Annotated in this window: 10 protein-coding genes; 6 read left to right on the forward strand and 4 right to left on the reverse strand. The window is 70.5% G+C overall.

Annotation, left to right across the window (positions count from 1 at the left end):
* Positions 1–3 precede the first annotated feature (3 nt).
* Both LEP48_RS12440 and LEP48_RS12445 read right to left on the reverse strand, forming a co-directional pair.
* The gene (locus LEP48_RS12440; RefSeq protein ID WP_225565916.1) at positions 4–1,095 is read right to left on the reverse strand and encodes an inositol-3-phosphate synthase; all 1,092 of its coding nucleotides are present in this window, start codon (positions 1,093–1,095) and stop codon (positions 4–6) included.
* A complete protein-coding gene (locus LEP48_RS12445; RefSeq protein WP_225565917.1) occupies positions 1,092–1,766 on the reverse strand; it encodes a PadR family transcriptional regulator in 675 nt (224 codons plus the stop codon). Before LEP48_RS12445 ends, LEP48_RS12440 begins: the two co-directional genes overlap by 4 nt.
* Positions 1,767–2,050: 284 nt before the next feature.
* Between LEP48_RS12445 and LEP48_RS12450 the strand changes: the two genes are divergently transcribed.
* The 5 genes from LEP48_RS12450 (at position 2,051) to rplI (ending at position 6,470) form a co-directional block, all read left to right on the forward strand.
* Positions 2,051–4,552: a transglycosylase domain-containing protein gene (locus tag LEP48_RS12450; protein WP_225565918.1), complete on the forward strand. Its 2,502-nt coding sequence runs from the start codon at positions 2,051–2,053 to the stop codon at positions 4,550–4,552.
* Positions 4,553–4,716: 164 nt separating this feature from the next.
* Entirely contained in the window at positions 4,717–5,007 is a 291-nt protein-coding gene (rpsF, locus tag LEP48_RS12455) for a 30S ribosomal protein S6 (RefSeq protein ID WP_225565919.1), read from the forward strand.
* Positions 5,008–5,116: 109 nt separating this feature from the next.
* Positions 5,117–5,662, forward strand: a complete 546-nt coding sequence (locus LEP48_RS12460) for a single-stranded DNA-binding protein (RefSeq protein WP_225565920.1) — start codon at positions 5,117–5,119, stop codon at positions 5,660–5,662.
* A 102-nt stretch (positions 5,663–5,764) separates the two neighbouring features.
* Entirely contained in the window at positions 5,765–6,001 is a 237-nt protein-coding gene (rpsR, locus tag LEP48_RS12465) for a 30S ribosomal protein S18 (RefSeq protein ID WP_013840065.1), read from the forward strand.
* A 19-nt stretch (positions 6,002–6,020) separates the two neighbouring features.
* On the forward strand, positions 6,021–6,470 hold the full coding sequence (gene rplI / locus LEP48_RS12470) for a 50S ribosomal protein L9 (RefSeq protein ID WP_225565921.1): 450 nt from the start codon (positions 6,021–6,023) through the stop codon (positions 6,468–6,470).
* A 90-nt stretch (positions 6,471–6,560) separates the two neighbouring features.
* Here rplI and LEP48_RS12475 read toward each other — a convergent pair whose 3' ends face one another.
* Positions 6,561–10,616 (reverse strand): carboxypeptidase regulatory-like domain-containing protein, encoded by a 4,056-nt coding sequence (locus LEP48_RS12475; RefSeq protein WP_225565922.1) that lies wholly within the window; start codon positions 10,614–10,616, stop codon positions 6,561–6,563.
* Positions 10,617–10,936: 320 nt separating this feature from the next.
* Between LEP48_RS12475 and LEP48_RS12480 the strand changes: the two genes are divergently transcribed.
* Entirely contained in the window at positions 10,937–11,479 is a 543-nt protein-coding gene (locus LEP48_RS12480; RefSeq protein WP_225565923.1) for a winged helix-turn-helix domain-containing protein, read from the forward strand.
* A gap of 42 nt (positions 11,480–11,521) precedes the next feature.
* Here the strand turns inward: LEP48_RS12480 and LEP48_RS12485 are convergent, their stop codons facing one another.
* Positions 11,522–12,865 (reverse strand): MATE family efflux transporter, encoded by a 1,344-nt coding sequence (locus LEP48_RS12485; protein ID WP_225565924.1) that lies wholly within the window; start codon positions 12,863–12,865, stop codon positions 11,522–11,524.
* Positions 12,866–12,990 lie beyond the last annotated feature (125 nt).

Raw genomic sequence — 12,990 nt, forward strand, 5'->3', positions numbered from 1 at the left:
AGATCAGCGCTCGATGTCCCCGCGGATGAAGGCCTCCAGCTGCGCACGCCCGTGGGTGTCCTCCATCTGCTCCGGCGGCGACTTCATGAAGTACGTCGACGCGGACAGGATGGGGCCGCCGACGCCGCGGTCCAGCGCGATCTTCGCCGCCCGGACGGCGTCGATGATGATGCCCGCGGAGTTCGGGGAGTCCCACACCTCGAGCTTGTACTCCATGTTCAGGGGCACCTCGCCGAAGGCGCGGCCCTCGAGGCGCACGTACGCCCACTTGCGGTCGTCGAGCCACGCGACGTAGTCCGACGGGCCGATGTGGACGTTGCGGTCCTCCTTCTTGCCGCCCAGGGGGCCGGTGAGGTTGGAGGTGACGGCCTGGGTCTTGGAGACCTTCTTCGACTCCAGGCGGTCGCGCTGCAGCATGTTCTTGAAGTCCATGTTGCCGCCGACGTTGAGCTGGTACGTCCGGTCGAGGATGACGCCGCGGTCCTCGAACAGCTTGGCCAGCACGCGGTGCGTGATGGTGGCACCCACCTGCGACTTGATGTCGTCGCCGACGATCGGGACGCCTGCGTCCTCGAACTTCTTGGCCCACTCGGGGTCGGAGGCGATGAAGACCGGCAGGGCGTTGACGAACGCGACCTTGGCGTCGATGGCGCACTGTGCGTAGAACTTGTCGGCCGCCTCGGAGCCCACCGGCAGGTAGGAGACGAGGACGTCGACCTTCGCGTCCTTCAGGGCCTGCACGACGTCGACCGGGGCCGCGTCGGACTCGTCGATCGTCGCGGAGTAGTAGTCGCCGAGGCCGTCGAGCGTGTGGCCGCGCTGGACGGTGACGCCGGTGGGCGGCACGTCCGCGAACTTGATGGTGTTGTTCTCGGAGGCGTGGATGGCCTCGGCCAGGTCGAAGCCGACCTTCTTCGCGTCGACGTCGAACGCCGCCACGAACTCCAGGTCACGGACGTGGTAGTCACCGAGCTGCACGTGCATGAGGCCGGGGACGGTGTCGGACGGGTCGGCGTCACGGTAGAAGTGCACACCCTGGACCAGGGAAGATGCACAGTTTCCGACACCGACGATGGCAACGCGGACGGAGGTCATCCTCGCTCCTTGCTACTTGGGGCCGGGGGCTTGGGCGCCCCGGCGTCATGGTCGCGGTCGCGGCCGAGAGCCCGGTCGCGTTCCGTGGTGATGAGTCCGTCGAGCCAGCGCACCTCGCGCTCGACCTGTTCGAGCCCGTGACGCTGCAGCTCGAGCGTGTACTCGTCGAGCCGCTCGCGGGTGCGCGCGGCGGACTCCCGGACCGCCTCCAACCTCTCGGTGAGCCGGGTGCGCCGGCCCTCGAGGATGCGGATTCGGGTCTCGGCGTCGGTCTGCGCGAAGAGCGCGAACCGGACGTCGAAGTTCTCGTCCTCCCAGGCGGCCGGCCCCGATGAGGCGAGGACGGTCTGGAGGTACTCCTTGCCCTCGGCCGTGAGGCGGTAGACGATCCGCCCGCGCCGCCCGGTCAGGGGCGCCTTCGAGCTCGCCCGGGCGTTCGCGCGCGCCGGACGTGCCGCAGCCCTCCCGGCCGGTGCCGGCTCGGGGTCGGTGGCCTCGATGAGGCCACGCGCCACCAGCGACTTCAGCGCCGGGTAGAGCGTGCCGTAGGAGAACGCGCGGAACGAGCCGAGCAGCAGGTTGAGCCGCTTGCGCAGCTCGTACCCGTGCAGGGGGGCGGAATTGAGCAGGCCGAGGATGGCGGTCTCGAGCACGGCAGACCTGCTGCGCACGGCGTTCCTCCCTCGTCCTGACGACTCGACCTATCGAGTCGATACATCGGGAGAATAGGACGCGACGTCATGTCCGCGCAACGGGAGCAGCGGACCCGCCTGATGAGGCGAGTTGTGAAGGTTCCGCAAAGCCTGGGCCAGGGGGCTGCGGATGCTCGGCGTAAACCGCTGTGCTGACACCCCTCAGGGTGACGTCGGCGCGGGTGCATCGCCTAGGGTTCCCTGAGATCGCAGGTCGGTGCGCGCCGTCGTGCGCACGGTTACCCACGACGAAAGGCTGGACGGTGGCGAGGAGACGTCGCTTCTGGAACTACCCGCGCCCGAACAAGGGCCCGGTGCAGCGCTGGCTGCCCTCCTGGCGCATCGTCGTGGGCACCGGCCTCACTGGCGTGTCCCTGGCGGCAGGCCTGTTCGTGGCGGCGTGGAGCACGACGACGATCCCCGACAACATGGACAGCATCAACCAGGAGGCGACGACCGTCTACTGGGCGAACGGCAAGGTCATGGGCACGTTCGCCGAGCAGAAGCGGGAGAAGATCGACATCGAGAATCTCCCCGAGTACGTGGGCAACGCCGTCGTCGCCTCCGAGGACGACACCTTCTGGACGAACAGCGGCGTGGACTTCTTCGGCATGGGACGCGCCGTGCTGCACAACCTCACGAGCGACTCCACGCAGGGTGCCTCGACGCTCACGCAGCAGTACGTGGAGCGCACCCGCCTCGACACCACCAAGTCGTACGCGGGCAAGGCCCGCGAGGCGATCATCGCGATGAAGATCGCGCAGACCGTCCCCAAGGAAGAGGTGCTCGAGGGCTACCTCAACACCATCTACTGGGGCCGCGGCATGTACGGGATCCAGACCGCGTCGCAGGAGTACTTCGGCAAGGACGCCAAGGACCTCACGCCGTCGGAGGCAGCCATGCTGTCCGGCATCATCCCGTCCCCCACGAACTGGGACCCCTCGGTCAACCTCGAGCAGGCGGAGCGGCGCTGGAAGCGCAGCATCGACCACATGTACGAGCAGGGGTACATCACCGCCGCCGAGCACAAGGAGGCGGCCTTCCCCGAGTTCAAGGAGAAGAAGGAAGCCACCAACAGCCAGGGCGGGCAGAAGGGCTACCTGCTCGCCGCGGTGAAGAAGGAGCTCACCCGGACCGAGTCCAACCCGGACGGGAAGTACTCGGCGGAGGAGCTCGAGACCCGCGGGCTGCGCATCACGACGACGATCGAGCCGAAGCTGCAGCGCGCCGCGGTGGACATCGCGAAGTCCCTGCCCGACGACGCCGACAAGAAGGTGCGGATGTCGCTGGTGTCGATCGACCCGGAGACCGGCGCCGTCAAGGCGATGTACGGCGGACCGGACTACGTCAAGCAATCGCTGAACACCGCCACGCAGGACGTGGTGCAGGCTGGGTCCACCTTCAAGCCGTTCACGCTCATCGGGGCGCTCGAGGAGGGCGTCACGCTCGATGAGCGCTTCGACGGCAACTCGCCCAAGGTCTTTCCGAAGGCGAACAACGGCGAGGACTGGTCGGTGCCCAACTTCGGCGGCGAGGACCTCGGCAGCAGCATCGACCTCGTCACGGCGACCGCTCACTCGGTGAACACCGCCTACGTCGAGCTCAACCAGAAGATCGGCCCCGAGAAGACGACGGACGTGGCGCACCGCGCGGGCATCCGTGAGAGCTCCGACATCCCCAACGGGCTGTCCAACGTGCTCGGGACGGCGTCGGTGTACCCGATCGACCTGGCCGGTGCCTACGCAACGATGGCCTCCGGCGGATACCGCACCACGACCCACATCGTGCAGAAGGTCGAGAACCTGGACGGCACCGTGGTGTACGAGGGCCCGACGGCCCAGGAGAAGGTGTTCGACGCCGAGGCGATCACGGCCGCGACGTACGCGATGACCCAGGTCGTCGAAGAGGGTTCGGGACGCACGGCCCAGGAGCTCGCGCCCCGCCCCGTGGCCGGCAAGACCGGCACCTCCAACGACAACCGGTCGGCCTGGTTCGCGGGCTTCGTGCCGCAGCTCGCCACCGTCGTGGGCCTGCGGCAGTACGAGACCCTCGACCTCGAGGCTGGGAAGATGGGCGGGCAGGACCAGATCGACACGTTCGGTGGCTACCGCGAGATCACCGGTGGTTCGTGGCCGGCACGGGCGTGGACGGACTTCATGAAGGTCGCCCTGGACGGCGTCGACATCGAGGAGTTCCCCGAGTACGTGGCCCCGGAGCCGACGTTCACGCCGTCCCCGACGCCGGAGACGCCGGAGGCGGTCGAGCTGCCGAACGTGGTGGGCATGGACGTCGCCCGCGCCACCCAGGAGCTCCAGGCGCTGGGTCTGCAGGTCCGCACCCGACCGCAGAACGGCGACGAGCCCAAGGGCAGGGTCGTGGAGATGTCCATGGCGGCCGGCGAGATGGTGCCACCGGAGTCGACCATCACGCTGGTGGTCTCGACGGGGCAGCCGGAGCAGCCCGAGCAGGTGGTCGTGCCGGAGGTCCGAGGCATGCCGCGGACCACCGCCGAGCAGATCCTCCAGGGCGACACGCTCCGGGCGAACGTCGTCGAGGAGTTCAGCGACGAGCCGGTGGGGAACGTCATCGCGACGAACCCGGGTGTCGGGAGCAGCGTCGAGGTCGGGTCCACGGTGACGATCGTCGTCTCCAAGGGCCCGGAGGAGACGGAGCCGCCGGAGACCGAGGAGCCGAGTACCGAGCCGCCCGGCGACGGCAACGGCAATGGCGGCGGGAACGGCGGCGGGATACTCGGCGGGGACTGACCCACCCGATTTCCTCCAGGGGCCCGGACCCGGGTACCCTGGTGGACTGGCTGTGCTCTCGAGCCTCGGACCGTTCCGAGGGTCGTGGCGCAGCCGACGCACGCAAGACCCTCCTGTCACGGAACGACCGTGACCGTCAAGACCAGAGGAGGTGGGTTGAACACATGCGTCAGTACGAGCTGATGGTGATCCTGGACCCGGAGGTCGAGGAGCGCACCGTGGCCCCGTCGCTGGAGAAGTACCTGTCGGTCATCTCGACCGAGGGTGGCTCCGTCGACAAGGTCGACATCTGGGGACGCCGCCGGATGGCCTACGAGATCAACAAGCGGGCCGAGGGCATCTACGCCGTCGTGGACTTCACGTCCACGCCGGACACCGCGAAGGAGCTGGACCGCCAGCTCGGCCTCAACGAGGCCGTCCTGCGCACCAAGATCCTCCGCGCCGACGCGCGCTGAGTCTCCCGAACCGACTTCTCTCCCCGCTGGGCGCCTGTCGGTGCCCCGTGATGGGATCCCCCCAGCAGTCGCACACGAACTCACGCGGATCGAACGAAGGAGCTAGGCAATGGCTGGTGACACCGTCATCACGGTGATCGGAAACCTGACGGCAGACCCGGAGCTGCGGTTCACGCCGTCCGGTGCTGCGGTCGCGAACTTCACGATCGCGTCCACGCCGCGCCTGTTCGACCGCCAGACCAACGAGTGGAAGGACGGCGACACGCTGTTCCTGCGCTGCTCGATCTGGCGGGACGCGGCCGAGAACGTGGCCGAGTCGCTGACGAAGGGCATGCGCGTCATCGCGCAGGGACGCCTGACGCAGCGCTCGTACGAGACTCGCGAGGGGGAGAAGCGCACCGTCGTGGAGCTGCAGGTGGACGAGGTCGGTCCGTCGCTGAGGAGTGCCTCGGCGAAGGTCACCCGTGCCCAGCGGTCCGGTGGCGGTGGCGGCTTCGGCGGTGGCGGCAACTCCGGTGGCGGCTTCGGCGGCAACTCCGGTGGCGGCAACGCAGGAGGCTTCGGTTCTTCCGGTGGCGGTCAGAGCAACGACCCGTGGGCCACGGCTGGCCCCGCGTCGTCGGGTGGCGGGTTCTCGGACGAGCCCCCGTTCTGATCGGCACCCATTCCCCAGATCATCTCGTCCCGGTGACGGCGTGACCCCCCTCGCGGTGGGTCGTGCACGCGCCCGGGACCGCACCTGAGAAGGAGCAACACCATGGCCAAGCCTGTGGTGCGCAAGCCCAAGAAGAAGGCGAACCCGCTCAAGACGGCCAAGATCGAGACCGTCGACTACAAGGACACGGCGCTGCTGCGCAAGTTCATCTCCGACCGCGGCAAGATCCGTGCGCGTCGCGTGACCGGCGTCTCCGTCCAGGAGCAGCGCCAGATCGCCCGTGCCGTCAAGAACGCGCGCGAGATGGCCCTGCTGCCGTACTCGTCGTCGGCCCGCTGACCGGAAAGGATCACAGATCATGGCAAAGCTGATCCTGACCCACGAGGTCACCGGCCTCGGTGAGCCCGGGGACGTCGTCGACGTGAAGGACGGGTACGCCCGGAACTTCCTCATCCCGCGCCGCCTGGCCACCCCGTGGACCAAGGGTGCGGAGTCGCAGGTCTCTGCGATCCGCAAGGCTCGCAAGTCCCGCGAGGTCGCCTCGCTCGACGAGGCGAAGGCTCTGGCCGACAAGGTCTCGGCCAAGCAGGTCGTCGTCTCGGCCCACGCCGGCGAGTCCGGCCGCCTGTTCGGCGCCGTCACCACCGGTGACATCGTCGCTGCGGTCGAGGCCGCGGACGGCCCGAAGCTCGACAAGCGCAAGATCGAGATCGGGCAGCCGATCAAGTCGACCGGCGAGTACACCGTGTCGATCCGCCTGCACCCTGAGGTGTCGGCGAAGATCGACGTCAAGGTCGTCGCCGGCTGACATCGGTCACCGGTGGTCGAGCTCGTCGAGACCACGCACGAAGGCCCCGACCTCCGCGAGGAGGCCGGGGCCTTCGTCGTTCCCGTCAGATCACGGCAGCGGCTTCAGGTCGAAGTCGTACACCGAGGTCTGCCCGGCGACGATCGACGCCTGCCGGGTGGTGGGGATGAACCCGTTCGCCGCCACGATCATCTGCAGCGGGCCGTTGGCCCGCGGCATCCAGTAGCCGTAGGTGCCGTCGGCACCGGTGACGAGGGTCATGTCGGACGCGAGGCCGTCGAGGTGGACGACCGCGCCGTCGAGAGCGGACCCTTCACCGGTCACGGTGCCGGCGATCTTGCCCCATCCGCGGGGTGCCTTGACGTTCATCGTCGCGGCGACCGAGGGAGCGGCGTACGGGCTGTCGTTGCCCACGGTGACCGTCGCCGTGTAGGCGCCCGGCTGGGCGACGTTCGCGGTGAACGTCGCGGCAGCCTGCACGGACGCCCCGGGAGCCAGCGTGAAGCTCGGCGGCTGGACGTCCAGCCACGAGATCCCTCCGCCGCCCGCGGTCTCACCCGACACGTTCATCACCAGGTGCATGTCGGGGTAGCCGATCTCGGCGGTGTCGGTCGGCTCCGGGATGCTGCACGCCTCGGACCGGAGGTACGAGGGCGCCGTCTGGCCGTCCGGGTTGGACCCGGGGAAGAACCAGCCGCCGGCGGGGACGTCCACCTCGACCACGAGCGTGCCGCCCGAGGGCACCTCGCCCGTGACCGGGACGGACACGACCGTGCCGCCCGCGTCGGTGCCCACCGTCGCCTCGGCGCTGCCGATCAGCGTCAGGTTGGCGTAGGTGAGGTCGTCGCCGTCGAGCGTGTAGAGGTTCACCGTGAGCGGCTGCGCCACCCTGGCCGCCTCGACACCGAAGGACACGTTCGTGACGTCGAAGCTCCCCGAGATGTCGAAGTCGCTCAGCGTGAACGTCCGCAGGTAGGCGTTGTCCTGGGTGACCACCTGGTTGGTGCAGGCCACCGAGTTGTTCGCCACGATGTTCTGCGACGCGGAGTGCGTGATGGTCTTGTCCGCCAGCGGGACGGCCGAGAGGTCGGGCGTGACGGTGCCCGCCTTCGCGCCCGAGGTGGCCAGGCCTTCGGGAGCCTTCTTGTCCCCGTCGGCCGTGCCGAGTCCCGCACCGGTCGTCCCGAGAGACGGGCCGCCGCTGTCCGGCACCGTGGCGTCGCCGACGACGTGCGAGATCGCCCCGCCGGTCGTCTTGGCGCCGAGCACCGAGAACCCCCCGTCGCCGACGCCGAGGTCGACGTTCACCGGCGCGGTGCCGGTGTTCGTCACGCGGAAGTACCGGTTCGCGGTGGCCCCCATGGCGGGTGCCGCCGTGATGGACTCCTTGCTCACCTCGACCTGCCCGGCGGCGAGCCTGGCGTTGCGGGTCAGGACCTGGCCGTCCTCGCTGAACGCCGCGTTGCGCGTGGCGCTCACGTAGCCCGGCGCCTCGATGACGATGCCGTACCGCTCGAGCGGGAGCATCGCCGCGTAGGCGCCGTCGGCGCCCGTGGTCGCGACCTTGACGTCCCCGTCGTCCTTCGACGTGATCGTTACGGTGGCGCCCTCGAGGGGCTCGTTGGTGTTGGCGTCCCGGACGGTGCCGTTCAGCACGCCCATGTCCGCCAGGTCGTACGTGATCGACAGCCCGTCGGACAGGGTCGCGGTGTTGTACGAGAACTGGGACGCGACGGAGCCCGCGGCGTCCTCGATCCCGACGGTCGCCGAGCTTCCGGTGGCGGTCGCCGTGTCGGTGAGGTCCCCGTAGCCGAGCAGGACCCGACCGTCCTCGAGCAGCGTGACCGAGAAGTTCAGCCGGTCGGTGGCGGGCGTGTACTTGCGCACGTTCCGCCACTCGACGACGAACCCGTCCGTGCCGTCGACGGTGGTCGCGCCCGTGTACACGGCCGCCTCCTCGTCGATCCGCAGGTCGTCCCAGAACGGGAACACGCCGGCGTTCGGCGTGGCGGCGTTCGGGATGGACACGTTGCTGAACGCGGTCACAGACCCCAGGAAGTTGAGGAACCCGTTGGACGACACGTAGGCCGCGTCGTACTCCTCGCCGTAGAACGGGAAGGAGAACGGCAGGGCGACCTGGGTGGCGACGTCGTCGCCGGTGAGGTCGAGCAGGGTGTCGCCCGTGGCCGCGCCGGCCGTGCCGACGGTGCAGTAGTACCCGAACTCGTCGGTGAACCGCTTGAGCGCCGCGTCGACGTCCTCGTCGCCGTCCACCGTGACCTCGGTGTTGAAGGGCTCGGCGCAGGTGCCGGCCGAGACCGTCAGCGTGTAGGTGCCCTCGGGGACGTCGGCGAAGGCGTAGTCGCCGTCGGCGTCGGTCGTGACGTCGTCGAGCGGTGCCGACAGCGTGACGGTGGCGCCCGCGGCGGGGTCGCCGCTGCCCGCGTCGGTGACGGTGCCGCTGACGGTGTGGGTCGGTGCAGCGGTCAGGACGATCGGCACCGTGACCGTCTCGTCCTGCGTGACGGTGACGTCGACCGCGGGCGAGGCGAGGAACCCGAAGGCCGACGCGGAGACCGCGTAGTCGCCGACGGGGACGACGGCCTCGTAGGCGCCGGTCTCGTCGGTGGTGGCGGTGCGGTCGTCCGCACCGTCGAACGTCACGGTGGCGCCGGCGACGGGGGCGCCGTCGGCGTCGGTGACGGCGCCCGCGACGGTCCCCGTGTCGCCGACGGGTGCGGCGGCGATCAGGGCGGCGACGTCGAGCTTGCCCTCGCCCCAGGTGTTGTTGTCGTCGGCGGTGCCACCGCAGGTGGTGTCGTCGACGTCGACGGCCGAGGCGTCCAGGAGGGCCTCGGTCTCCTCGATCTGGCCGACGAGGGTCGGTGCCGCGCTCCACAGCAGCGCGACCGCGCCCGCGAGGTGCGGGGCCGCCATCGACGTGCCCGAGTAGGTGGCGTAGCTGCTGCCGGGTACCGACGAGCGCACGCTCTGGCCCGGTGCGGCGATGTTCGGCTGGACGGTGCCGTCCTCGCCCGGCCCGCGGGACGAGAAGGACGCGATGTCGCCCGCGGAGTTGAACGCGCCGACCGCGTAGGTCGCGGTGTTCGCGCCCGGGGACGACGTCGTCGAGCAGGCGGGTCCCTCGTTGCCCGCGGACCAGCTGCCGAAGATGCCGGCGGCCTCCCACGCGGCGATCTCCTCGGCCATGAAGTCGTCGATGACCCCGGGGGCGTCGAAGCCCCAGGAGTTGTTGACGACGTGGGGCCGCTGGGCCGGGTCGGGGTCGGAGCCGTCGGCCTTGGTCGGTGCGAGGATCCACTGACCGGACTCGATGAGGTCCGCGTCGGAGCAGGTGGCGCAGCCGTTGGCCGCGATCCACTCCGCGTCGGGTGCGACGCCGATCTGGTTGCCGGCGCCGTCGTCGCCGACCATGGTGCCCATCGTGTGCGTGCCGTGGCCGTTGCCGTCGCACGGTGCGCCGCTGCACGCGTTCGAGGAGTCGAACCAGGCGTAGTCGTTGGTCACCGTGCCGTCGTCCTGCATGCCGCGGTACTGCGCGGCGAGTGCCGGGTGGTCGACCTGGACGCCGCTGTCGATGTTGGACACCGTGATGCCCTGGCCGGTGATGCCCTGGGCCCAGACGTCGTCGGCGTTGACGGCTTCAATGCCCCACTCGACGGCCTGGGTGCCCTTGTCGGCGGCCTTGACGCGCTTGACGGGCTCGGGGAGCTCGACGACGACCGGCGCGCTGATGGCGGCCACCTCGGGCGAGCCCGCGAGCTCGTTCGCGAGCCCGAGGGTGCCGTCGGTGACGAGGATCCGGTTGGTGATCCAGAACTGCTCGTACTCGACGCCGGCGGCCTCGAGCCGTTCGACGAGCCCGGCCTGGGACTTGTCGGCGACGCGGGTGAGCGCGTCGTAGACGTACTGGCCGCGCTCGTCCCAGTCGGCGATGTCCTTCGCCGCGGACAGGTCCGCGGTGTCGGTCAGCTCCAGCCAGAAGTTGTCGGGGCCTCCGGTGAGGGACTTCTCAGCATCGTCGCTGATCTTGTCCCCCGGCGCGGGGACGGGCTCGGCCGGAAGCAGCTCGGAGCCGGGTGACGGAGCGGTGGACAGGTCGGTCGCTGCTGCGGCCGGGATCATGACTGCTGCGGGTGCGGCAAGAAGGGCGAGTGTCGCACTGGTCGCGACCCATCGCCTTCTCCTGAGGTGCGGAGCGTGCACGGTACCTCCCGTGGGCAGCGTCACCGCCGGTCGGCGGTGACGTCGACGCGGGGAACCCGGTCGGGTCCCCCGGTGCCAGCCCACCGTGACGGTCAAGGCGGAACAAGGGCGCCCGCCGGTCAGTTCGGGGTCAACAACCGGTCGCCGGGCGGTCGTGCGCCGGTCCGTTCGCCGCGCCGAGGAACGATTCATCTGATAGATACCTGAGTAAACGTTGCGGGAAGGTACGGAGGTCAGCGATGCCCCAGAGTCCTTCCGCCGAGCACCTGGGCGGGTACGTGCTGTGCGTCGGAATTCCCCTGCAACGGGTGGGGGAGGTCGCCCGGCTGCTGCGTGGCCGAGCGCCGGTGATCGCGACGGCGGACGTCGACGGGGCGAGGATGCTCCTGGGTCCGCCGGCCGGCGGGCCCGCGGGCGCCGTGGTGCCGCCGGCGGTCCTGGACGGCGGGCTCGACGAGCTGGTCACCGACGACGAGCAGGCGGTGCGGATCGTGCGGGGGCCGCTGCAGGTGGACCTGGCGGCGCGGGAGGTCACCGCCCGGGGCGACCGGATCCACCTGTCGATGCGCGAGTTCGACCTGCTGGCGGCGCTCGCGTCGGACACGGACCGGGTGTGGTCGTTCGCCGACCTGACGCGCACCGTCTGGCGCACCGTCTACCTGGGCGACCCCGACCCGGTGGTCTCGGCGGTCAAGCGGCTGCGCAAGCGGCTCCACTCCGTGCCGGAGCTGCGGTTGTCGTCGGTGCGCGGAGTCGGGTACCGGCTGCTCGTGCCCGCGTGAGGTGCCGCGTTCACACGCTGGTGACCTGCCCGGCCGGGCGGGTCACGCCCCCGTCACCATCCAGCGGTCGCCGCGGGCGCGCAGTCCCGTCGTCAGGGCGCGCGCCAGCATGAACACCCCGGCGAACGCACCCCACAGCCAGGCGAGGCCGACGGCGCCCTCGGGCGCCCACGCGCCGACCGCGACCGCGCACGGGGCGTAGACCACCAGGGTGAGCATGCCCGCCCACGCGAGGTAGCGGCCGTCGCCGGCGCCGATGAGGACGCCGTCCAGCACGAACACCCAGCCCGCCATCGGCATGAGGACGCCGCAGACGGCGAGGCCCCAGGCCGCGGCCGCGCGCACGTCCGGGTCGGGAGTGAAGAGCGGGGCGATCCACCAGCCGCCCACAGCGAACACGACCCCGACGACGACGCCCGCCCCCACGCCCCACTGCAACGAGCGACGCAGGACGGCGCGCACCCGCGCCGTGTCTCCCGCGCCGAGGCCGTGGCCCACGAGCGCCTGGCCGGCGATCGCGAGGGCGTCCAGGGCGAACGCGGCCAGACCCCAGAGGCTGTTGACGATCTGGTGGCCGGCCAGGCTCGTGGCACCGAGCCTCGTGGCGACGGCGACCGTAACCAGGATCGCGAGGCGCAGCGACACCGTGCGCACGAACAGGGGTGCGCCCGCGACGGCGTTCGCCCAGATGCCGGCACGGTGCGGCCGCAGGGAGGCGTGGTGGCGGCGGGCGCCCCGCACGACGACGACGGTGAGCCACGCGGCCATGCCGAGCTGGGTGGCCGCCGTCCCGATGGCGGAGCCCGCGATGCCGAGCCCGGCGCCGTAGACCAGCGCGACGGACAGGACCGCGTTGACGACCGCGCCGGTGGAGGCCACCCACAGCGGCGTGCGGGTGTCCTGCAGGCCGCGCAGCACGCCCGTGGACGCGAGGACGACGAGCATGCCCGGCAGGCCCACCACGGACCAGCGGAGATAGGTGACGGCATGGTCGGCGACGTCGTGCGTGGCGCCCATGGCGCCGACCGCCCAGGGGGCGCTCGCGGCGAGGATCCCGGCGAGCACGACGCCGAGGCCGAGGGCGAGCCACATGCCGTCGACGCCGGACTGGAGGGCGTCGCGGGTGCGCCCGGCGCCGACGAGGCGGGCGACCGCCGCCGTCGTGGCATAGGCGAGGAAGACGCAGAGGCCCACCAGGGTCAGCAGCAGGGTCGAGGCGAGGGAGAGGCCGGCAAGCTGGGCGGTGCCGAGGTGGCCGACGACGGCGCTGTCGACCAGGACGAAGAGCGGCTCCGCGACGAGCGCGCCGAGGGCGGGGAGCGCGAGCGCGAGGATGTCGCGGTCGATGCGGCGTCGCTCCGCGGGAATGCGTCGCACCTCACCCAACTTTCCTTCCTCCACAGCCTGAGCGTAGTGTTCCAGCAGGTCAGCGGCCTGCGGAGAGTTGTACACAGCAGATATCCCCAGTTGTGCACATGCCTGTCCACTGCCTGTGCACAGGCGGCGGGGGT

Origin of the sequence: Isoptericola luteus, assembly GCF_020297055.1 — a bacterium.
Classification (GTDB): Bacteria; Actinomycetota; Actinomycetes; order Actinomycetales; family Cellulomonadaceae; genus Isoptericola; species Isoptericola luteus.